The organism is Aquamicrobium segne (assembly GCF_042656785.1).
GTDB lineage: Bacteria > Pseudomonadota > Alphaproteobacteria > Rhizobiales > Rhizobiaceae > Mesorhizobium > Mesorhizobium segne.
The window spans coordinates 68,242-89,330 of sequence record NZ_JBHSLL010000012.1; the positions used below are offsets into that span (position 1 = coordinate 68,242).

Sequence of the window (21,089 nt, forward strand, 5' to 3'; positions counted from 1 at the left end):
TTTTAACTCTGGAATTTTGAAAAAAAGCCGCTGGGATCACCCGGCGGCTTTTTGTATTTGGGAAAAGGAATTTACGTGCCTGCCGTGCGGAAAGGGGCGAAAGAGAGACGGTGCAGACGATTGATTGCGCCGTGTGCATCAATCGCTTCACGATGACGCCGGGTGGCATAGCCCATATGCTGCTCAAAGCCATAATCGATGTGGTTTAGGCCGCAATCCATCATCATGCGGTCGCGCATGACCTTGGCAATGATGGAGGCTGCGGCAATGGATTGTGAACGCTGATCACCCTTGACCAGTGCCCGGCCAAGGCAGGGCAGGCCGGGCGGCACATCGCGGCCATCGGCCAGAACAAGTCCGGGCTTGAGTGAAAGAGCGTAAACACAGCGCCGCATGGCTTCCAGACTTGCCTTGCGAATATCACTGGCATCAATGCTTTGCGCACATATGGAAGAAAGAGCAACGGCTTTGGCCTTGCTCAGGATTTCATCAAACAGGCCAATGCGCTGTGTGTGGTTGAGCCGCTTGGAATCATCCAGCCCATCGGGAATATTGTCGGGATCAAGTATGACAGCTGCTGCCACCACGGGTCCGGCCAGCGGGCCGCGGCCTGCTTCATCAAGCCCTGCAACCGGCCATAGACCGTCAGCCCTGGCTGCTGTCTCGAAGGAGAAGTCGGGGCGCTGGACCATTTCAAACAGGAAAGGAGAATCGGAGTCTGTGCAAACCATGATTTGGCGAGATTCGCATTGCCCCCGATTCTCCACAAGTCCTTTCCGGCACGAGGAGAGGCGGAAAGGAAGTTTGTAACGGATACAGGCTTTAAGCTCCTGTTTTAGCCGTATCTGTACTTACAAAATGCTCTGGCATCACAGCAATTCCAGTTGTGCGCTCTGTCCGCCGGGAACAAACAAGTCGGTTCGCAACAGGGTGCGTGGCCTGTTGAGACCAAGTTTTTTGGTGGAAATCTCAAAGCGGCGGCCGATCTGCCAGGCATAGGGCCCGGCGCCTTTCATGCGCTTGCCCCAGTTTGAATCGTAATCCTTGCCGTCACGCATGGAGCGCACCAGCGACATTACATGCCGGTAGCGGTCGGGATAATTGCGCAACAGCCATTCCTTGAAAATGGGTGCAACTTCCAGTGGCAGGCGCAACACCACATATCCGGCCTCCCGCGCGCCCGCAGCCTGACCAGAATCGAGAATTCGTTCAATTTCCTGATCATTGAGACCGGGAATGATGGGCGCAACCATAATGGATGTGGGAATACCCGCTTGCGCCAGCTGGCTGATTGCCTCCAGTCGTTTTGCCGGGGTGGTGGCGCGTGGCTCCATGGTGCGTGCCAGCTTGCGATCCAGCGTGGTGAGCGATAGAGCGACTTTGGCCAGCCCCCGCTCGGCCATCCGTGCCAGAATGTCGATGTCACGTGTGACCAGTGCAGATTTGGTAATAATGCCGACCGGATGGTGGCGGGCTTCCAGCACCTCCAATAGCTCACGCATGATGCGATATTGCTTTTCGATGGGCTGATAGGGGTCGGTATTGGTGCCAATGGCGATGGTGCGGGGCACATAGCCGGGTCTGGACAGTTCCTTGTCAAGCAGGCGTGCAGCATCAGGCTTGGCAAACAGCTTTGTCTCAAAATCCAGCCCCGGTGACAGGCCCATGAAGGCATGGGTGGGGCGGGCAAAGCAATAGACACAGCCATGCTCGCAGCCCCGATAGGGATTGACCGAACGGTCGAAGGAAATGTCGGGGGAGGAATTGCGGCTGATGATGGTGCGTGGCTTTTCCACCTGCACCTCGGTTTTGAAAGGCGGCAGGTCTTCAAGGCTTTCCCAGCCATCATCGAAAATATGGCGGCTGACCGGCTCATAACGCCCCGAAGGATTGATGTTGGCTGCACGCCCGCGCGCCCGATCAGGATGGGTGCGCACCCGGCTTTGATCAATCATCGCATTGGCCATTTCAGCCCGGCCTGCGCCAAAAGCTGCCTGATCAGCCTGTGTGATCTGTTCCATTCTGGCCTTCTCCCATGATGAAGGTCGGGATTGTCGAATCGTGATTGCCATGAAATTATTCCTATTCTTAAAATAGGAACAAATCAAGAACGATATTGCAGTTGGTGCAAACACGGGCTAGAACGGAATAAAGGAATTGCTGGAATTGCTGTGAGGAGCAGACGATGTTGTGCAAGACGGATTTTTTTATTGATGGCAAGTGGGTTGCTCCAGAAAAACCTTTGGAGCTTGAGGTCATCAATCCGGCGGACGAGCAGGCTTTTGCCGTTATTTCGCTGGGGTCTTCTGCCGATGTGGATAAGGCGGTGGCGGCTGCGCGCAAGGCTTTTGCAAGCTGGAGCGTCAGCCCCCGTGAAGAGCGCATTGCCGCACTGGAACGGCTGCTGGCAGCCTATAAAGCGCGCCTGGGCGATATGGCAAAGGCCATTTCGCAGGAAATGGGTGCGCCAATTTCCATGGCTCTCAATTCACAGGCCGAAAGTGGTGCTGGCCATATCCGCGCTTTCATCGAGACTTTGCGGAATTACCAGTTTGAGGCGCCCCTTAATGCGGATAACCCCCAGGAGCGGATCGTGCATGAGCCGATTGGCGTATGCGGCCTGATCACGCCATGGAACTGGCCGATGAATCAGGTCACGCTGAAAGTGGTTCCGGCTCTTGCCGCAGGTTGCACCGTAGTCCTCAAGCCTTCGGAAATTGCGCCGCTTTCTTCCATTGTCTTTACCGAAATAATGGAAGAAGCCAATTTCCCGCCCGGCGTCTTCAACATGGTCAATGGGGATGGGCCGACAGTGGGTGAGGCCATGTCGAACCATCCTGATATTGATATGATGTCGTTTACCGGATCGACCCGTGCAGGCACTGCCGTTGCCAGAGCGTCGGCTGCAACTGTCAAGCGTGTGGCGCTGGAGCTTGGTGGAAAGTCACCTAATATCGTCTTTGCCGATGCCGATCTGGAAAAGGCGATTGCGCATGGTGTCAGGCTTTGTTTCAACAATACCGGCCAGTCTTGCAATGCGCCAACCCGGATGCTGGTGGAGCGTCCGGTCTATGAACGTGCCGTGGGGATTGCAGCCGAGGTCGCCGCTACCGTCAAGGTTGGAGATCCGGCGCAGGAAGGTAAACATATCGGGCCGCTTTCTTCAGACGTGCAGTTCAAGAAAGTTCAGGCAATGATTGAAGAGGGCATTGAACAGGGGGCGCGGCTGGTGACAGGCGGCCTTGGGCGGCCTGAAGGTTTCAATCGCGGTTATTTTGTGCGCCCGACGATTTTTGCTGATGTGGATAATGACATGACCATTGCCCGCGAAGAAATTTTTGGGCCGGTTCTGGCTATGATTCCTTTCGATACCGAGGAAGAAGTTGTCGCGGTTGCCAATGATACGCCTTATGGGCTGGCGGCTTATGTGCAGACACAGGATAAGGCAAAGGCCCAGCGCGTGGCGCGCAAGCTGCGCGCCGGAATGGTTCTGCTCAATGGCGCAAGCCGGCCCTATGGCAGCCCGTTTGGCGGCTATAAACAGTCGGGTCTGGGGCGCGAGGGCGGCAAATGGGGTCTGGAAGATTTTCTTGAAGTGAAGGCCATCAGCGGCTGGGATGAGGCGGTGGAATAAACGCATGATCCCGAAAAGTTGCAGACTTTTCGGATAAGATCATGCGCGGAGAAAAAGGCTGTCAACCATGATCCCGAAAAATTAAAGATTTTTCGGGATCATGCTCCGGGTCCTTGTAGAGAACCTACAGAAAAGGTGGTGCGACCCTAAATTTGGGCGGGGTCAGGCGCTTGAAATAGGCAAGGCCCGTCTCGGAAAGGCGATTTTCCTGCGGATGCAGGAAATTGTCGGGCATGAGGCGGGTTTTTCCGGCAACATCGGCAAGCGCAACCTTTCGCATAAATGTGCTTTCGTCATATTGGAGCGCCACCGATCCGCTGCCTTCGCTGGCCACTTCAACAGCAAATGCGCCCGCTTCAAAAGCTTCGCGGGCATCGGTCTGGCTGATGGTGCCGATATTGCCGCGCAACAGGAAGCCGAAGGCGTCAACGCGCGCCCGTTTGCCCGGCAAATGATCGGCCAGGGCCTTTTCAAGAACAGATGTCAGGTCGCTGCCGGACAATTTGATATTGCCGTGCTGGTCGCGTTCCAGTCTTTCCGGTGGCACCAATGTTTCCACCAGCGCCTTGCCATCTGCTGTCGAAATACCTTCCGAAACGGCCACGACACAGCGCCCGTAACGGTCATAGGTGGTGCGAATATCGTCAATAAAGCGTGTGATGTCGAAGGCGCGTTCGGGCACATAGACCAGATGCGGCCCGCTTGTCTCATCCTGACGCCATGCAGCCGATGCAGCGGTTAAAAAACCGGCGTGCCGCCCCATGACAATGCCGACATAGATGCCGGGCAGGGCACGAAAATCGAGGTCGATTGACAAGAATGCGCCAGCCACAAATTCTGCGGCTGAGATAAAGCCCGGCGTGTGATCATTTTCGGCCAGATCATTGTCGATGGTTTTGGGGGCATGAACCATGGCGATGGAACCGCCTGCAGCCTCACTCAAGATTTGCTGGGTGCCGGCAGTGTCATTGCCGCCAATATAGATGAAGGCATCGGCCCCGGCTTTTTGCAGGCCGTTGAGAATTAACTTGCAATAGGCCTCGTCAGGCTTGTCGCGGGTGGAGCCAAGGGCAGCACCCGGTGTGTTGCCAACTAGCCGCAATTGCGCTTCAGACAATTGGCCAAGGTCCACATAATTTCCATCGCGAATGCCGCGCACACCATGCAGTGCGCCCAGAACACGTGCATCGGGATGGCGCTTGCGCACTTCAAGTGCAGCGCCCGCCAGTGTCTGATTGATGACAGCGGTTGGCCCGCCGCCTTGCGCAATTACAAAAGTTCCGGTCATTTTGCTCTCCCGGCGCTTGAAGTGTTTATACGCATGATTTTACCCAAAAAGTCTGCAGCTTTTTGGAAATCAGGCGTGTCAGATGACGACGACAGGGTTGCGCTTGGAAGCCCGGTTGTAGAGGTCGATAATATCCTGATTGATGAGACGCACACAGCCTGAAGAGACCGACTGGCCAATGCTCCACCATTCGGGTGAACCGTGAATGCGGTAAAGCGTATCCTGCCCGTTCTGGAAGATATAAAGTGCACGCGCCCCCAGTGGATTGTCCAGCCCGCCGGGCTGTCCGTTTTGCCATTTTACCAGTTCAGGCCGACGCTCGATCATTTCGCGCGGTGGTGTCCAGGTCGGCCATTCGCGGCCATATTGAATATTGGCGCGGCCCGACCATGAAAAGCCAGACTTGCCAACACCCACACCATAGCGGATGGCCTCACCGCCGGGCTGAACGAGATAAAGCAGACATTCCTTGGTGTGAACAACGATGGTGCCGGGCGCCTCGCCAGTCGGGTCAACCACGATCTGGCGGCGGAATTGCGGTTTGATTTTCTGATAGGGCACTTCTGGAATGGCATAGGCGCCATCGGTCAGCCCTGCATACATCACATCGGGACTGGTGATCTGGGCATCGACGCTGATTGAAGGGCGCATCGGGCGGATCGAGCCGGTTGAGGTGGTGTCAAGATTAAGCGCGTCAAAGCCCGAAGAGGCTGTGGTGCAGCCACTGGCTGCCATCAGTGCGCTTGCCCCCATGCCTTGCAAAATGAGGCGGCGGGACAGAACAGATACTGCACTGTCTGCATGGGCTGTGGATGATGCTGGGTCCCTGAAAAGGTCTGACATGATATGTTCCTGCACTACCAGACCGGTTCTTGAGCGATCCGGCGCTTGCAGGTATTTTCGGCTTTTATGGTTTACAAATCATGAAATTCTTTTTCACAATGCGTGGGCGGCCTTGCTGATCAGGGCAAGATTGCTGCGCATCATGTCAAGATAGGTGGCGGCCTTGCCGTCAGGTTTTGATAGGGCGTCTGAATAAAGTGTCCCGCCAAGTTTTAATCCGGTTTCAGCGGCAATCTGCTCAACCAGCCGGGAATTTGATATGTTTTCTGCAAATATGGCTATGGCCTGTTTGTCTGTAATCTCGCGGACCACATTCGCCATATCTGCGGCGGAGGCTTCAGATTCGGTTGAAACCCCCGACGGGCTCAAGAATGTAACGCCATAATTGCGTTCAAAATAGAAAAAAGAATTATGCGCCACCACAAAGACACGGCGATTGTCGGGGATCAGGGCAATGGTTTTGCGAATGTCCAGATCCAGCGCATCGAGTTTGGCAAGATAGGCTGTCGCATTTTCCTGATAGGAGGGGCAGTTTTTTTCATCCGCCTTGCAAAAGGCGTCCGTGATGTTTTTCACATAGATTTTTGCATTGCCAACGGAATGCCAGGCATGGGGGTTAAAGGCTGTCATATGGGGCGCGTCTTCGTCATGATCATGATGGTGATGATGATGCTCATCATTGTCTTCAATGAGGGCAGCGCCTTTTGAGGCTTCAACCACTATGGCCGAGGTGCGGCTGGCATCAATCAGGCGTGCAAGAAACCCCTCAAACATCAATCCGTTGACCAGCACGATATCGGCTTTGGCAGTGGCAATGGCGTCTGATGGCTTTGGCTCATAGACATGGGCGTCGCTGTCAGGGCCGACAATGGTTTGCAACTGGATATGCTCGCCGCCAATGGTTTTGGCGAAATCGCCTAGAATGGAAAAGCTGGCAACGACGTTGAGCTTTTCATCTGCCGCGGCAGGCAGCGCAAATGTGGTCGCCATCAAGGCCAGAGCCAGTATCTTGAAAAAAATCATTGGTCGGACTTTTCTGTCAGATTGTTTGATTCAGGCAATGCGGTGGGTGTGGCGGGGACGACGGGTGCTCAATATGCCGCGTGATCCGCACAGCACGGAGAAAAAATAAAAAATGCCGCTGGACAAGATGATGGCCGGTCCTGAGGGCAGCGAAGCGTGATAGGATAAAAGCAGGCCGCCGACTGAGGAGATGAGGCCGAAGATTATGGCCAGTATCACCATGGTTTCGACGCGTTGTGTCCAGAAACGTGCAGTGGCTGCCGGCAGCACCATCAGCCCGACCGACAGCAATGTTCCCAATGCCTGAAAACCGGCAACGAGATTGAGCACAACCAGCCCCAGAAATATAAAATGCACGATTGGGCCAAGTTTTGAGACCGAATGCAGGAAGAGTGGATCGAGACATTCGGCCACCAGAGCGCGCCAGAAAAGCGTAAGTGCGGCCAGTGTCAGCACTGTCACCATGGCGATCAGGATGATGGCTGCATTGTTCAAGGCTAAAACGGTGCCAAACAGCACATGCATCAAATCAATGCTGGAGCCGCGCAGGGAGATCATGGTGACACCCAGCGCCAGTGAGATCAGGTAAAAGGCGGCCAGAGACGCATCTTCCTTCTGAATGGTCAGGCGCGACACCGCACCGGCGCCCAGCGCCACGACAGCGCCGGCCAGAAGCCCGCCAATGGTCATCGGCACAATCTGCAAGCCATAAAGCAGGAAACCAGCAGCCGCACCGGGCAAAATAGCGTGCGACATGGCATCCCCCGTCAGGCTCATGCGCCGCAGCATTAAAAATACGCCGATGGGGCAGGCGCTCAGTGACAGCAGCATTGCACCCAGCAGGGCACGCTGCATGAAGGCAAATTCGCTAAAGGGTGCGATAAAAAACTGGTGCAGCACGTCCATCAGGCAGCCTTGGTTGCCTCATGATGTGCGTGATCATGATCGCCATTGACCTCGCACCATGGCGCCTTATCGTCCCAGGCCTCGTGAAACTGGCGCGCGCGCATCAGATTTTCAGGACAAAGTGTTGTCTTTGCCTCGCCCCAGGCAATGGGTGTGCGAGCCAGAAGCAGGGCTTGCGGGAAATGGGCGCGCACCAGATCCAGATCATGGACCACGACCATGACGGTACGATTTTCGCCATGCCAGCGCTTGATGAGGACAATCAGGTCGGTCACGGTACGGGCATCAATTGCATTGAACGGCTCGTCCAGCAGGATCAGTTCCGCATCCTGAACCAGCACCCGTGCAAACAGGGCGCGCTGAAGCTGGCCGCCAGACAGGGTGTCGATGGGGCGCTGCTCAAACCCTTCCAGCCCGACTGCCGTCAAGGCTGCCGATATGGCGGCACGATCCTGCCTGGTGTGACGGCCAAGCAAGCCACGTTTTGACCACAGGCCCAGCGCAACCAGGTCAACCACACGCGCCGGAAAGCTGCGATCAAGCTCGGATTGTTGCGGCAGATAGGCGATTTGTGTTCCCGGATTGATAGTAATGGAGCCAGCCATCGGCTTTATTGTGCCGATTATGCCCTTCATCAGCGTGGATTTGCCCGAGCCATTGGAGCCGACTACAGCGGTCAGCGAGCCTTTATGCACGGTGCCTGACAGATGATGCACGGCCGCATGGCTGCGATAGCCCAGCGTCAGATCATGAAATGTGATGCAATGGTCAGTCATCGTTAATTTGCAATTCCAGAGGAGTTTAGAGATGTAATGTTATTACATTTTAATACGTAATGGCAAGACAGGAAATTATTTTTATGTTTTTTTAGAGCATTTTGTGAGCACAAATTGCACCATCTGGCGTCGCAAAAGCTCTAATTTATCCGCAACCGGGATGGGGCCTTGCCGAACCCTTTGGTGAAGGCGCGCGAGAATGTGGCAGAGGATGAAAAGCCGGTGCGTGCGGCAATATCGGCAATGGGCAGGCGGGTGTCTGCCACCAGACGCCGCGCTGCATTCAGGCGCAGACGCAAATAATAGGCCCCCGGTGTTTGCCCGATGGAATTGCGAAAAATGTTTTCCAGCACGCGTGAGGTCAGGCCAACGCGCTTTGCAATGCTGGCAATGGTCAGCGGCTGGTCTATATGAGCCTCCATCAGCCGGACCGACTGGGCCAGCCGTGCATCATAGCCATCAAGGCGGCCAAGTGAGACCAGCGGCTGCGCATCGGTTGCGGCACGGGTCTGGTCATAGATAAACACGCTGGCGACATCGATCGCCATGGTCATGCCCAGCCGCGACCGGATCAGATGCAGCATCAGGTCAAAGGTCGGTGAAGCCCCGCCCGAGGTAAAAACAGGACCGTCGATGACATAGCGGTCGGGGCGCACATCAATGCCGGGAAAACTGGCGGCAAAATCCTCCAGATCTTCCCAATGGGTGGTGGCGGCCCGCCCTTCCAGCAGCCCGGCGCGGGCTATGGCCCATGTGCCTGCCTCGATGCCGCCAAGGGCGCGGGTCGAGCGCGCCGCTTGACGCAAGCCTGCCAGCAGCGAAGCGGTTTCCTCACGCCGCATGCCAAAGCCGCCAATGAGGGCAAGCACATCGGTCTGTTGGCGCGGGTTGAAGCGCTCATTGACGGGAAGCGACAGGTCGCTTGTGGTGAGGACAGGCTCACCAGTCATCGAGGCCAGCCTGAAATCAAACAGGCGCTCTCCTGCCAGCCGGTTGGCGGCGCGCAAGGGGTCGATGGCTGAGGCCACGCACATGATGGAGACGCCGGAAAACAGCAGGAAGGTGAGTTTAAGCGGTGTATGCCCAGCCTGAAAGATGGTCTGCTTTTCTCTTTTTGCCATGTTTTATTCGTAAAATGCAAATCAACAAACTGCAAGCATGCGATGCTGGGCAAGGTCAAAGGAGGAGGATGTCATGCCGCTTGCAATGAATCGTGAAGTGTTCATCACCTGTGCTGTTACCGGGTCGGGCGCGACGCAGGACCGCAGCCCGCATGTGCCGCGCTCGCCCAGGCAGATTGCAGAATCCGCCATTGAGGCGGCAAAGGCAGGGGCGGCCATCGTGCATTGTCATGTGCGCGACCCTGAAACCGGCAAGCCGCGCCGTGATGTGCACCTCTACCGTGAAGTGACGGAGCGGATTAGAGACGCAAATATCGATGTGGTGCTTAATCTGACCGCCGGCATGGGCGGTGATATGGTGTTTGGCCCTGTTGAAGCCCCGCTGCCGCTGAAGGAACAGGGTACCGATATGGCAGGCGCGGCAGAGCGGGTTGAGCATGTGCGCCAGTGCCTGCCCGAAATCTGCACGCTGGATTGCGGCACCATGAATTTTGCCGAAGCCGATTATGTGATGACCAATACGCCCGGCATGTTGCGGGCGATGGGGTCGATGATGACCGAAATGGGCGTCAAGCCGGAGATTGAGGCTTTTGACACCGGCCATTTGTGGTTTGCAAAGGAACTGGTGAAGGAAGGGGTGCTCAAGCCTGACGCATTGGTGCAGCTTTGCATGGGCGTGCCATGGGGGGCGCCTGACGATCTCAACACGTTTATGGCCATGGTCAATAATGTGCCCGAAGAGTGGACCTTTTCAGCCTTTTCACTGGGTCGTAACCAGATGGCCTATGCGGCGGCAGCCGTGCTTGCCGGTGGCAATGTCCGTGTCGGGCTGGAAGACAATCTGTGGCTGGGCAAGGGTCAACTGGCTACCAATGCCCAGCTTGTCGAGCGTGCTGTGAGCATTGTTGAAAATATGGGCGCTCGTGTCATCGGGCCAGAAGAGGTGCGGGCACGGCTTGACCTGACCAAGCGCGCGCCGCTGGCGATCTGAGAAAGGCATGAACATGACCCTTCATAAAGCAGCCGCCATCGGCGGTGGTGTGATCGGGGCTGGCTGGGTTGCGCGCCTGCTGCTCAACGGCATTGATGTTTCGATTTTTGATCCCGACCCGGAAGCTGCCCGTAAGGTGGAAGAGGTGATGCAAGGGGCGCGCCGCGCCTACCAGCAGATGCTGCCCGAGCAATTGCCGCGTGAAGGGCAGTTGACCTTTGCAAAGACTATCGCCGAGGCGGTGGCAGATGCCGGGCTCGTTCAGGAAAGCGTTCCCGAACGGCTTGATTTGAAGCACAAGGTGCTGGCGGAAATCGATCAACATGCGCCAGCCGATGTGCTGATCGGCTCCTCCACCTCCGGTATCAAGCCAAGCGACATGCAGGTGGCGATGGTAAAAAACCCTGAACGGCTGGTGGTTGGTCATCCGTTCAACCCGGTCTATCTGTTGCCGCTGGTTGAGGTGGTGGGCGGGGAGAAAACGGCGTCGGCCACAATTGAAAGGGCAAAGGAAATCTATGCGTCGATTGGCATGAAGCCGGTGGTGGTGCGCAAGGAAATCGAGGCTTTTGTCGGGGACCGGCTGCTGGAAGCCATGTGGCGCGAGGCGTTGTGGCTGATCAAGGACCGCATCTGCACGGTTGAGGAACTTGACGACATCATGCGCTATTCCTTTGGCTTGCGCTGGGCGCAGATGGGCATGTTTCAGGTTTACCGCATTGCGGGCGGTGAAGCGGGCATGCGCCATTTCATGGCCCAGTTCGGCCCCTGCCTGGAATGGCCATGGACCAAACTGACCAATGTGCCGGAATTTAACGATGAACTGGTGGATCTGATTGCCGGTCAGTCAGATGCGCAATCCGGCAAATGGTCGATCCGTGAACTGGAGCAAATTCGCGATGACAATCTGGTCGCCATGATGCAGGCATTGGCCCGCCAGAATGATGGCAAGGGCTGGGGGGCAGGCGAGTTGCTCAATGAGTATACCGCCCGTTTGGCCAGGCTGGCCGCTGAACAGAAGGCGTAAGGCAATGGATTTCGGGCTGAGTGAGGAACAGCGCGCCATTGCTAAGACCACGCGCGCCTTTGTTGAAAATGAGCTTTATCCCTATGAGGCGGAAGTGGAGCGCAGCGGCCATCTGCGCCCTGAACTGATCAGCCAGATCCGGGAAAAAGCCATTGCGGCGGGTCTTTATGCGGCCAATATGCCTGAAGAGGTGGGGGGAGCCGGCCTCGATACGCTTACCTGGCTGCTTTATGAAAAAGAGCTTGGCCGGGCCAGTTATGCGCTGCACTGGACCTGTGTGGCGCGCCCTTCCAACATTTTGCTGGCCGGCACCGATGCGCAGAAGGAAAAATATCTCTATCCTTGCGTGCGTGGTGAAAAATCCGACTGTCTGGCCATGACCGAACCGGGAGCCGGTTCGGACCTGCGCGGCATGGCGGCAAGTGCCGTACAAGATGGTGATGACTGGGTGCTCAACGGCACCAAGCATTTCATCAGCCACGCCGATATTGCAGATTTTGCCATTGTGTTCATGGCCTCTGGCGAAGAAGAGGGGATGAGTGCGCCGGAGCGCGGGCGGCGCAGGAAAATTACCGCCTTTTTTGTCGATAAGGGCACGCCCGGTTTTCATGTGCGTGATGGCTACCGCAATGTTTCGCATCGCGGCTACACCAACTCCATTCTAGAATTCGACAATTGCCGCCTGCCCAAAGAGCAGGTGCTGGGCGAAGTGCATAAGGGCTTTGAGGTTGCCAATGACTGGCTGGGCGCCACCCGCCTGCAAGTGGCCGCAACCTGCCTTGGCCGGGCAGAGCGTGCATTGTCTCACGCCATTGATTATGCAGCCCAGCGCCAGCAATTTGGCCAGCAGATCGGCAAGTTTCAGGGCGTGTCCTTCAAGCTGGCCGATATGGCGATGGAACTGAAGGCGGCTGAATTGATGGTCATGGAGGCCGGCTGGAAATATGACCAGAAAACCGTTACCGATCAGGATATGGCCATGGCCAAGCTGAAGGCGACAGAAATGCTGGCTTTTGTGGCCGATGAGGCCATCCAGATTCATGGTGGCATGGGGCTGATGGATGATTTGCCGCTGGAGCGCATCTGGCGCGATGCCCGCGTCGAGCGCATCTGGGAGGGCACGTCTGAAATTCAGCGCCATATCATTTCACGCGCCATGCTGCGGGCAGTGGGAGGCTGAAACATGCTGCGCCTTGAGCGTCTGTTGCGGCCCAAATCCATTGCTGTTGTCGGGGGCGGCATGTTTGCGCCCAATGTGGTGGCGCAATCGTTGAAAATGGGGTTTTCAGGTCAAATCTGGCCGGTGCACCCCAAGAAAACACAGATCGAGGGCGTCAGGGCCTATGCCTGCCTGGCCGATCTGCCCGGCGTGCCCGATGCGGTGTTTATTGGGGTCAACCGCTTTGCCACCATTGATATTGTGCGCAAACTGGCGGCAATGGAGGCGGGCGGGGCGATCTGCTTTGCCTCCGGGTTTCTGGAGGCGGGTGATGATGATGCCGATGGCGCACGCCTGCAACAGGAATTGATTGCGGCAGCAGGCGCCATGCCGGTGATCGGACCCAATTGCTATGGGCTGATCAATTATGCCGATGGCGCGCTGTTGTGGCCTGATCAGCATGGCGGGCGACGGCTGAAACCGGGTGAGCGCGGGGCTGCCATCATCACCCAGTCCTCCAACATTGCCATCAATCTGTCGATGCAGCAGCGCGGCCTGCCGCTGGCCTATTTGATGACGGCGGGCAATCAGGCGCAGACCGTCCTTTCACAAATAGCGCAGGGCCTGATCGAGGATGGGCGCGTTTCATGCCTTGGCCTGCATATTGAAGGGTTTGACAATGTTGCGGATTTTGAAAAGCTGGCAGCACGCGCCCGCGAACTGAACAAGCCTGTTGTGGTGATGAAGGTGGGACGCTCCACACAGGCGCAGGCCGCCACCATCTCGCATACGGCATCGCTGGCCGGTTCCGATGCCGGTTCGGATGCTTTTTTAAGGCGTACAGGGGTAGCACGTGTCAACTCGCTTCCGGCTTTTTTAGAGACGCTGAAGCTTGTGCATGTCCATGGCCCCTTGCCGGGGAAAAACCTGTCTTCCATGAGTTGTTCAGGCGGCGAGGCTTCCGTCATGGCCGATGCTGCGGTCGGAAAAACGGTTGGGTTTCGGCCATTGTCCGCCGCGCATGGGGCCAGGGTCAAGGCCGTACTTGGACCGCTGGTGGCGGCAAGCAATCCGCTCGATTATCACACCTTCATCTGGAATGACGGCCCGGCCATGCAGGCTGCCTTCGAGACCTTTATTGCTGGCGGGTTTGATCTTAACCTGCTGGTGCTGGATTATCCGCGGGCCGATCGGTGTTCTGATGCTGCATGGGCAATCGCTTCCGGGGCGTTTGAGGCTGCCTTGAAGACCCATGATGCGCGCGGGGCGATTATCGCCACCTTGCCCGAAAACCTGCCTGAACATTATGCCGAGCAACTGATTGCAAAGAAAATTGTGCCCTTGCACGGTGTTGCAGAAGCGCTGGAGGCGGCGGAAGCAGCCGCCTTTATTGGGCAAGCCTGGGCAGAGCCATTGCCAGAGGCAGTAGCTGCTGGTGGTGGAGCCGGGGTTGGAAAAAAACCTGACAAAATGCTTGATGAGGCACAGGCAAAGGCGCGTCTTTTAGCTGCCGGTCTGCCGGTTCCGCAAGGGGTGCGTGTTGCTTCTGTAGCGCAGGCTGTGGCTGCTGCCGAAAAACTGGGCTTTCCCGTGGTGCTTAAAGCCCTTGGCGTGGCTCATAAAAGTGAGCTTTCTGCTGTCAGGCTCAATCTGAAATCTGCTGATGAGGTTTTGGAGGCCGCCGAAAAGCTCATGGGATTTGGGCAGGGTCTTTATGTCGAGGCCATGATTTCGGGCGCCGTGGCAGAACTGATTGTCGGTTTTGCGCGTGATCCGGTTTTCGGGCTGGTGATGACGCTGGGCAGCGGCGGTGTGCTGGTGGAATTGCTCAAGGATAGCCAGACCCTGCTTCTGCCTGCCACATCAGCAGAAATTGAGGCCGCTTTACGCAGGTTACAATTGTTTGCGCTGCTCGACGGCTATCGCGGTCGTGAAAAAGCCGATCTTTCTGCGGCGATCGCCACCATCCACGCCATTGCCGCTTATGTTCTTGAACATGCACAGGAAATTGAAGAACTGGACATCAATCCGCTGATTCTGTGCGCAGACAAAAAAGGCGCGTGGATTGCCGATGCGCTGCTGGTGGTACGTTCAGCAGATGAGGAAGCAGCGCCAATTGATGAGGAGGCCTTATGTCCGATGTCGTAAAAACCCGCCGTGAAGGCAGCATTCTGGAAGTCACGCTCGACCGGCCCAAGGCCAATGCCATTGATTTAAAAACCTCACGGCAGATGGGTGAGGTTTTCAAAGCCTTTCGTGATGATGATGAATTGCGTGTCGCTATTTTGCGCACGGCTGGCGAAAAATTCTTCTGTGCGGGTTGGGATTTGAAGGCCGCTGCCGCTGGTGATGAAGTGGATGGCGATTATGGCGTCGGCGGCTTTGGTGGTTTGCAGGAATTGCGTGATCTCAACAAGCCGGTGATTGCCTGCGTCAACGGCATGGCGGTTGGCGGCGGCTTTGAACTGGCGCTTTCCTGTGACCTGATCTATGCGTCCGCCCATTCCACTTTTGCCCTGCCGGAAATCCGTGCCGGTACGCTGGCTGATGCGGCCACCATCAAGCTGCCCAAGCGTATTCCCTATCATGTTGCGATGGATCTTTTGTTCACCGGCCGCTGGATGGATGCGGCAGAAGCCCATCGCTGGGGGCTGGTCAATGAGATTTTAGCTTCTGACCTGCTGGAAGCGCGTGTCTGGGAGGTGGCGCGCCTTCTGGCTTCCGGTCCGCCGCTTGTCTTTGCCGCCATCAAGGAAACAGCGCGTCTGGCTGAAGGGCTGGCCTTTCAGGACGCCATGAACAGGGTAACGCGCCGGCAATTGCCGACAGTTGATCGTTTGTATGGTTCACAAGACCATGAAGAAGGACCGCGAGCTTTTGCTGAAGGGCGCGATCCGGTCTGGAAGGGGAAATAGAGCGCTGTGCGTCCAACAGGATGCACAGCGCTCTATAAGATCAATTCCCGGCTGCTGCCATGCGTCGATTGGAAATGGCCTTTTCAAGCCAGCCAATCTCCATTTCAGGAACGGAAGATAGAAGAAGGTCCGTATAATCATCATAGGGCGGGGTGAGCACTTCGCTTTTGGAGCCATAGCGCACCAGTTCGCCACGATACATCACGGCAATGGAATCGGCGATGGTCTTCACCGTTGCCAGATCATGGGTGATGAACAGATAGGCGACGTCTTCCTCTTCCTGAAGGTCGAGAAGCAGTTTCAGGATGCCATGCGCCACCAGCGGGTCGAGCGCAGAGGTAACCTCGTCGCAGATGATGAGCTTCGGCTTGGCGGCAAGGGCGCGGGCAATGCACACGCGCTGTTTCTGGCCGCCGGACAATTCTGCCGGGTAGCGGTCGGCAAAGCCCTTGCCCATCTCGATCTTGTCGAGCAGTTCAGCCACACGTGCATCGCGCTCTGCGCCGCGCATGCCGAAATAAAACTCCAGCGGACGCCCGATGATCGCCCCCACAGTCTGGCGCGGGTTCATGGCCACATCCGCCATCTGGTAGATCATCTGGAGTTGGCGCAGATCTTCCTTGGTGCGCGCATTCAGATGACTGGCAAGCTGGCGTCCATCAAAAGTGATTGATCCCGTTTCAGGCGGCAGCAGGCCGGTAATGACACGTGCCAGCGTGGATTTTCCTGAGCCGGATTCGCCCACCACGGCCAATGTCTGTCCCGGATGGATCTCGACGCTGACATCTTTCAGAACCTTCATCTTGCCGTCCCCGTAAGAGGCGGTGATGTTGCTGACGCTTAAAATGGGTTTTAATGTCGGCTTTTGTTCCTCATGCTCGATGGCGTGAACCGAAACCAGCGCTTTGGTATAATCCTGCTGCGGCTCTTTGATGATCTGGTGCGTGTCGCCCCACTCAACGGTCTGGCCATTGCGCAACACCATGATGTCGTCGGCAACTTGCGCCACCACAGCCAGATCATGGGTGATGTAGAGGGCGGCAACGCCCGTGTCACGGATTGCCTTCTTGATGGCGGCCAGCACGTCAATCTGGGTGGTGACATCAAGCGCCGTGGTCGGTTCGTCAAAGATGATCAGGTCAGGCTTGGAGCATAGCGCCATTGCCGTCATCACCCGCTGCAACTGCCCGCCTGATACCTGATGCGGATAACGATTGCCGATATTTTCCGGGTCGGGCAGGCTGAGCTGGGCAAACAGGTCGATGGCGCGCTTTTCGGCTTCTTCGCGGCTGGAAACGCCATGCTCCATTGTCGCCTCAACCACCTGCCGCATCAGCCGGTGGGCCGGGTTGAAGGCGGCGGCTGCCGATTGCGCGACATAGCAGACTTCACGGCCGCGCAATTTGCGCAAACCCCGTTCATTTTTCAAAATGTCACGGCCATTGAGCAGGACCTCGCCACCTGTAATGCGCACACCGCCACGGCCATAGCCCATGGCGGAAAGCCCGATGGTGGATTTTCCGGCACCTGATTCGCCGATCAGCCCCAGTACCTTGCCGCATTCAAGGGTAAGTGACACATCATCGACGATGACGATATTTTTGGGCGCTTCGCCCGGAGGATAGGCGGTTGCCTCAATGCGCAGATTGCGGATGTCGAGCAGCGTGCCTGAGCCTGTTTTTGCCTGTTCAGCCATTGCCGCGGCCTCCTTTCAGGTCGGAGGTTCGGTTCAAAACCCAGTCGGCGACGAGATTGACCGAGATTGCCAGCAGGGCGATGGCGCCTGCGGGAATGAGTGCTGCCGGAATCCCGAAGACGATGCCATCCTTGTTTTCTTTCACCATGCCGCCCCAGTCGGCATCGGGCGGCTGCACACCAAGACCAAGGAAGGAAAGTGCGGACAGGAAAAGAACGGCAAAGATGAAGCGCAGACCAAGTTCGGCCACCAGAGGCGACAGCGCATTGGGCAGAATTTCACGAAAGATAACCCATGAACGGCCTTCGCCACGCAGCTTGGCCGCTTCCACGAAATCCATGACATTGATGTCAACGGCCACCGCGCGCGCCAGACGATAGACACGGGTGGCATCCAAAATTCCCATGACGAGAATGAGGGTAACCAAAGTGGCAGGCAGGACGGAGAGCACCACAAGTGCAAAAATCAGCGTTGGTATGGACATTAAAAGATCGACAAAACGCGACATGGTCTGGTCAATCCAGCCGCCGACAACAGCAGCCGTAAAGCCAAGCACCGAGCCGAGCACGAAGGAAAGCAGGGTTGCCGCCACCGCAATCAGTATGGTGATGCGCGCCCCATAAATCATGCGCGATAACAGGTCGCGGCCCAGATTGTCGGTGCCAAGCAGATGTGTGGCAGACATTGGTCCCCACACGTCGCCGACAATCTCGCCATTGCCGTAAGGGGCAATCCATGGCGCAAACAGGGCGGCAAAGGCAAATAGTGCGGTCAGGAACAGGCCGATCAGTGCGCTAAGTGGAATATGTTTGAGATTAAGCACGCCCGGCCCTCACTTTGGATGTCTGAGCCGCGGATTGGCAAGGATTGCCACAATGTCCGCGATCATGTTGAGGCCGATATAGACGGTAGCAAAAATCAGACCCACAGCCTGCACCACCGGCACGTCACGCTTGGAAACATGGTCCACCAGATATTGTCCCATGCCCGGATAGACGAAAATCACCTCGACAACGACAACACCGACGATGAGATAGGCAAGATTGAGCATCACCACATTGACGATGGGGGCAACCGCATTGGGCATGGCATGGCGGCGGATGACGTTGAAGGCCGAAAGCCCCTTCAATTCCGCCGTCTCGATATAGGCCGACTGCATGACATTGAGGATGGCGGCGCGTGTCATGCGCATCATATGGGCCAGCACCACCAGTGTCAGGGTGAGGGCTGGTAGCGCAATGGCCTGTAGCCGCGCTCCAAATGACATGGAATCAAAAACCGTTGAACTGGCGGGAAACCATTGCAATTCCACGGCAAAGAACAGGATCAGCAAATAGCCGATGAAAAATTCCGGCAATGAGGTCGAGGCAAGAGCCAGACCGGAAATCGACTTGTCGATAAACCCATTGCGGTAGCGAACGGCCAGAAGCCCCAGCAATATTGCCAGCGGAACGGCAATGACTGCGGCGCAGGCCGCCAGAAAAAGCGTATTTTTAAGCCGTCCGCCAAGCGCGCTGGCAATATCGCGCCCATTGGAAAGTGCGGTGCCGAAATCGCCGGTCAGCACACCGCTCAGCCAGCGAAAATAGCGGATATAGGCCGGATCGTTAAGACCCAGGTCACGGCGCAGATTCTCCAGCGCCTGTGGCGTTGCCGCCTGTCCCAGAATTGACTGGGCGACATCACCGGGCAGGATCTGGGTTCCGGCAAAGATCAGCACCGAGACAGCGAGCAGGAGCAGGACGCCCAGCGCCAGGCGCTGGGCGATCAACCGCAGGATAAGCATACTTCCCATCAGGAGTGTCTCATCCCTGTCTCAGCCACACGCGAGTGGCTGCTCTCAGGTTGGAAGTCTCGTGGTTGGGGTCCAGCACCCAGCCCTGAACCTCTTCACGATGGGCGTCGATGAAGTCGTTGAACATGGGCAGGATAAGGCCGCCTTCGTCACGCACGATCATTGCCGCGTCACGATACATCTGGGTGCGCTTGTCGCTGTCGAGTTCAGAACGGGCTTCAAAAATGATGTTGTCGAATTTTTCATTGAAGAAGCGCGTGTCATTCCAGTCGGCGCTGCTGATATAGGCCGTTGAATACATGGAATCCTGCGTCGGGCGACCACCCCAGTAAGAGGCGCAGAATGGCTGTTTGTTCCAGACTTCGTTCCAGTAGCCGTCGCCCGGTTCGCGCTGCAATTCAAGCTGGATACCGGCTTTGGCTGCACTTTGCTGGAAGAGCTGGGCAGCATCGACCGCACCGGGGAAGGCGACATCGGAAGTGCGCAGCAGGATCGGCCCGCTATGGCCGGATTTTTCAAAATGGAACTTTGCCTTGTCGGGATCAAAGCTCCGCTGCTCGATATCGTCAGGATAAAGGGCATAGCTTTTCGAGATCGGGAAGTCGTTACCGATCGAGGCGTAACCCTGCATGATCTGCTCAACCATCTGCTCGCGGTCGATGGCCAGTTTGAGCGCCATGCGCAAATCTGCATTGTCGAAGGGGGCGGTGTTGCAGAACATCGGGAAAATATAATGGCCCTTGGACGGCACATTGACCACAACCACGCCCGGTGAACGCTTGAGCAGTGCGACCGTTTTCGGCTCCACCCGGTTGATGATGTGAACCTGACCTGATTGCAGCGCTGCCATGCGCGCCGTGGTGTCGTTCATGACGATCACCTCGACGGAATCGACATGGCCGAGATCGTCATTCCAGTAGCCGTCATATTTTACCGACATATGGCGTACGCCCGGCTCATTGACCTCCACCTTGTAGGGGCCGGTGCCAATCCCGGCAGTGGGGTCGTCAAAGCCGCCATTGGGCTGGATGATGAGGTGATAGTCGGTCAAAAGCAGGGGCAGGTCGGCATTGCCGCGCTTGAGCTTGAAGATGACATTATCGCCATCGGTCACCAATTCGTCGATGTCGCCCAAAACGCCAAGTGCGGCTGATTTGGTGTTTTCATCGGAATGGCGGCGGATGGTCTGGGCAACATCTTCCGGCTCAAGTTCCTTGCCATTGTGGAAGGTCACGCCCTTGCGGATTTTGAACGACCACTCGGAGGCATCATCGGAAGCCTCCCAGGATTCGGCCAGCATGGGCTGGGCGCTGCCGTCTTCGGGCGATTGAAGCACCAGAAGTTCACCCCAGGTGGAGCCGAAATTCTGTGGAACCTGGGTCAGAAACTGGGCGGGGTCGAGGCTGTTGGTGGATTCGCCGCCGACAATGCCCATTCTAAGGGCGCCGCCTTTTTGCGGGGCCTGTGCGCGCGCAGCACCCGCCAGCATGGTGTTGGCCAGCGTGGCGCTCACGCCAAGGGCTGCGGCCCGTCCGAGGAAGTCGCGTCGGTTAAGCCGTCCCGCAGCGACCGCGCGACTTAAAAAATTGAGTTCATCTGACATGCGTAACCCTCCCTTGCCCCTGTGGCGCGACCTTGTGGTTGTTTTAGTTTTTCAATTACGATGAATAATGCGGTCTGGGTCAACCCTCAACTGGACAGAATACGACATATGCTGGCGTAATTTGCATGTCGCAACTGCCGCTTCATTCAGTTGGGTCTATGTATACGTCGTGTCGCAAATAGACAATGAATTTTTGAAAAAAGCAGATTTTAAGCTCAATTCAGGCGATGTTTCCTGATTATTCAAGGCTTTGGAAAGCATATTCAGGGCAGGGCGCATCGCTTCAAAGTGTCGCAAACAGAAAGATGGCTG

At 56.6% G+C, this 21,089-nt stretch carries 18 protein-coding genes; 6 read left to right on the forward strand and 12 right to left on the reverse strand.

The window, feature by feature from the left end; translation table 11 throughout:
• Positions 1-71 precede the first annotated feature (71 nt).
• Both ACFPLB_RS03490 and ACFPLB_RS03495 read right to left on the reverse strand, forming a co-directional pair.
• Complete coding sequence (locus ACFPLB_RS03490; RefSeq protein ID WP_378227880.1) at positions 72-731, reverse strand: ribonuclease HII; 660 nt, start codon at positions 729-731, stop codon at positions 72-74.
• A 138-nt stretch (positions 732-869) separates the two neighbouring features.
• Positions 870-2,021 carry a PA0069 family radical SAM protein gene (locus ACFPLB_RS03495; RefSeq protein ID WP_378227881.1) on the reverse strand — a complete coding sequence of 384 codons (1,152 nt, stop codon included), beginning with the start codon at positions 2,019-2,021 and terminating at the stop codon, positions 870-872.
• Positions 2,022-2,185: 164 nt separating this feature from the next.
• Between ACFPLB_RS03495 and ACFPLB_RS03500 the strand changes: the two genes are divergently transcribed.
• A complete protein-coding gene (locus ACFPLB_RS03500; RefSeq protein WP_378227883.1) occupies positions 2,186-3,634 on the forward strand; it encodes an aldehyde dehydrogenase family protein in 1,449 nt (482 codons plus the stop codon).
• 124 nt (positions 3,635-3,758) lie between these two features.
• On the opposite strand, the gene ACFPLB_RS03505 is transcribed toward ACFPLB_RS03500, so the two are convergent.
• The 6 genes from ACFPLB_RS03505 to ACFPLB_RS03530 all read right to left on the reverse strand — a co-directional run bounded on the left by ACFPLB_RS03505 (position 3,759) and on the right by ACFPLB_RS03530 (position 9,591).
• Positions 3,759-4,922 (reverse strand): diphosphate--fructose-6-phosphate 1-phosphotransferase, encoded by a 1,164-nt coding sequence (locus ACFPLB_RS03505; RefSeq protein ID WP_378227884.1) that lies wholly within the window; start codon positions 4,920-4,922, stop codon positions 3,759-3,761.
• Positions 4,923-5,000: 78 nt separating this feature from the next.
• A complete protein-coding gene (locus ACFPLB_RS03510) occupies positions 5,001-5,765 on the reverse strand; it encodes a L,D-transpeptidase (RefSeq protein WP_378227885.1) in 765 nt (254 codons plus the stop codon).
• Between the two features lie 93 nt (positions 5,766-5,858).
• Positions 5,859-6,788 carry a metal ABC transporter solute-binding protein, Zn/Mn family gene (locus tag ACFPLB_RS03515; RefSeq protein ID WP_378227886.1) on the reverse strand — a complete coding sequence of 310 codons (930 nt, stop codon included), beginning with the start codon at positions 6,786-6,788 and terminating at the stop codon, positions 5,859-5,861.
• Between the two features lie 30 nt (positions 6,789-6,818).
• Positions 6,819-7,694: a zinc ABC transporter permease AztB gene (aztB, locus tag ACFPLB_RS03520; RefSeq protein ID WP_378227887.1), complete on the reverse strand. Its 876-nt coding sequence runs from the start codon at positions 7,692-7,694 to the stop codon at positions 6,819-6,821.
• Complete coding sequence (aztA, locus tag ACFPLB_RS03525; RefSeq protein WP_378227888.1) at positions 7,694-8,470, reverse strand: zinc ABC transporter ATP-binding protein AztA; 777 nt, start codon at positions 8,468-8,470, stop codon at positions 7,694-7,696. Before aztA ends, aztB begins: the two co-directional genes overlap by 1 nt.
• Positions 8,471-8,610: 140 nt before the next feature.
• Positions 8,611-9,591 (reverse strand): GlxA family transcriptional regulator, encoded by a 981-nt coding sequence (locus tag ACFPLB_RS03530; RefSeq protein WP_378227889.1) that lies wholly within the window; start codon positions 9,589-9,591, stop codon positions 8,611-8,613.
• Between the two features lie 73 nt (positions 9,592-9,664).
• Between ACFPLB_RS03530 and bcoG the strand changes: the two genes are divergently transcribed.
• Genes bcoG through ACFPLB_RS03555 form a run of 5 tightly spaced genes read left to right on the forward strand, consistent with a single transcriptional unit; the run spans position 9,665 to position 15,683 of the window.
• A complete protein-coding gene (bcoG, locus tag ACFPLB_RS03535) occupies positions 9,665-10,582 on the forward strand; it encodes a 3-dehydrocarnitine:acetyl-CoA trimethylamine transferase BcoG (RefSeq protein ID WP_378227890.1) in 918 nt (305 codons plus the stop codon).
• A 13-nt stretch (positions 10,583-10,595) separates the two neighbouring features.
• A complete protein-coding gene (locus ACFPLB_RS03540; protein WP_378227892.1) occupies positions 10,596-11,609 on the forward strand; it encodes a 3-hydroxyacyl-CoA dehydrogenase NAD-binding domain-containing protein in 1,014 nt (337 codons plus the stop codon).
• Between the two features lie 4 nt (positions 11,610-11,613).
• Positions 11,614-12,789, forward strand: coding sequence for an acyl-CoA dehydrogenase family protein (locus tag ACFPLB_RS03545; protein ID WP_378227894.1), 1,176 nt, complete (start codon positions 11,614-11,616; stop codon positions 12,787-12,789).
• Positions 12,790-12,792: 3 nt separating this feature from the next.
• On the forward strand, positions 12,793-14,916 hold the full coding sequence (locus ACFPLB_RS03550; RefSeq protein WP_378227895.1) for an acetate--CoA ligase family protein: 2,124 nt from the start codon (positions 12,793-12,795) through the stop codon (positions 14,914-14,916).
• Complete coding sequence (locus ACFPLB_RS03555) at positions 14,901-15,683, forward strand: carnitinyl-CoA dehydratase (protein WP_378227896.1); 783 nt, start codon at positions 14,901-14,903, stop codon at positions 15,681-15,683. Before ACFPLB_RS03550 ends, ACFPLB_RS03555 begins: the two co-directional genes overlap by 16 nt.
• A 40-nt stretch (positions 15,684-15,723) precedes the next feature.
• Here ACFPLB_RS03555 and ACFPLB_RS03560 read toward each other — a convergent pair whose 3' ends face one another.
• The 4 genes from ACFPLB_RS03560 to ACFPLB_RS03575 are packed head-to-tail and all read right to left on the reverse strand — an operon-like array spanning position 15,724 to position 20,777.
• On the reverse strand, positions 15,724-17,379 hold the full coding sequence (locus ACFPLB_RS03560; RefSeq protein ID WP_378227897.1) for an ABC transporter ATP-binding protein: 1,656 nt from the start codon (positions 17,377-17,379) through the stop codon (positions 15,724-15,726).
• Positions 17,372-18,202: an ABC transporter permease gene (locus ACFPLB_RS03565; RefSeq protein WP_378227899.1), complete on the reverse strand. Its 831-nt coding sequence runs from the start codon at positions 18,200-18,202 to the stop codon at positions 17,372-17,374. The genes ACFPLB_RS03560 and ACFPLB_RS03565 overlap by 8 nt, the downstream gene beginning before the upstream one ends.
• A gap of 9 nt (positions 18,203-18,211) precedes the next feature.
• On the reverse strand, positions 18,212-19,174 hold the full coding sequence (locus ACFPLB_RS03570) for an ABC transporter permease (protein ID WP_378227900.1): 963 nt from the start codon (positions 19,172-19,174) through the stop codon (positions 18,212-18,214).
• A 10-nt stretch (positions 19,175-19,184) separates the two neighbouring features.
• Positions 19,185-20,777 carry an ABC transporter substrate-binding protein gene (locus ACFPLB_RS03575; RefSeq protein ID WP_378227901.1) on the reverse strand — a complete coding sequence of 531 codons (1,593 nt, stop codon included), beginning with the start codon at positions 20,775-20,777 and terminating at the stop codon, positions 19,185-19,187.
• Positions 20,778-21,089: the final 312 nt, after the last annotated feature.

Coding starts and splice junctions, on each gene's coding strand:
- ACFPLB_RS03490 (WP_378227880.1), bottom strand. CDS start 731: ATGGTTTGCACAGACTCCGATTCTCCTTTCCTGTTTGAAATGGTCCAG.
- ACFPLB_RS03495 (WP_378227881.1), bottom strand. CDS start 2,021: ATGGAACAGATCACACAGGCTGATCAGGCAGCTTTTGGCGCAGGCCGG.
- ACFPLB_RS03500 (WP_378227883.1), top strand. CDS start 2,186: ATGTTGTGCAAGACGGATTTTTTTATTGATGGCAAGTGGGTTGCTCCA.
- ACFPLB_RS03505 (WP_378227884.1), bottom strand. CDS start 4,922: ATGACCGGAACTTTTGTAATTGCGCAAGGCGGCGGGCCAACCGCTGTC.
- ACFPLB_RS03510 (WP_378227885.1), bottom strand. CDS start 5,765: ATGTCAGACCTTTTCAGGGACCCAGCATCATCCACAGCCCATGCAGAC.
- ACFPLB_RS03515 (WP_378227886.1), bottom strand. CDS start 6,788: ATGATTTTTTTCAAGATACTGGCTCTGGCCTTGATGGCGACCACATTT.
- aztB (WP_378227887.1), bottom strand. CDS start 7,694: ATGGACGTGCTGCACCAGTTTTTTATCGCACCCTTTAGCGAATTTGCC.
- aztA (WP_378227888.1), bottom strand. CDS start 8,470: ATGACTGACCATTGCATCACATTTCATGATCTGACGCTGGGCTATCGC.
- ACFPLB_RS03530 (WP_378227889.1), bottom strand. CDS start 9,591: ATGGCAAAAAGAGAAAAGCAGACCATCTTTCAGGCTGGGCATACACCG.
- bcoG (WP_378227890.1), top strand. CDS start 9,665: ATGCCGCTTGCAATGAATCGTGAAGTGTTCATCACCTGTGCTGTTACC.
- ACFPLB_RS03540 (WP_378227892.1), top strand. CDS start 10,596: ATGACCCTTCATAAAGCAGCCGCCATCGGCGGTGGTGTGATCGGGGCT.
- ACFPLB_RS03545 (WP_378227894.1), top strand. CDS start 11,614: ATGGATTTCGGGCTGAGTGAGGAACAGCGCGCCATTGCTAAGACCACG.
- ACFPLB_RS03550 (WP_378227895.1), top strand. CDS start 12,793: ATGCTGCGCCTTGAGCGTCTGTTGCGGCCCAAATCCATTGCTGTTGTC.
- ACFPLB_RS03555 (WP_378227896.1), top strand. CDS start 14,901: ATGTCCGATGTCGTAAAAACCCGCCGTGAAGGCAGCATTCTGGAAGTC.
- ACFPLB_RS03560 (WP_378227897.1), bottom strand. CDS start 17,379: ATGGCTGAACAGGCAAAAACAGGCTCAGGCACGCTGCTCGACATCCGC.
- ACFPLB_RS03570 (WP_378227900.1), bottom strand. CDS start 19,174: ATGGGAAGTATGCTTATCCTGCGGTTGATCGCCCAGCGCCTGGCGCTG.
- ACFPLB_RS03575 (WP_378227901.1), bottom strand. CDS start 20,777: ATGTCAGATGAACTCAATTTTTTAAGTCGCGCGGTCGCTGCGGGACGG.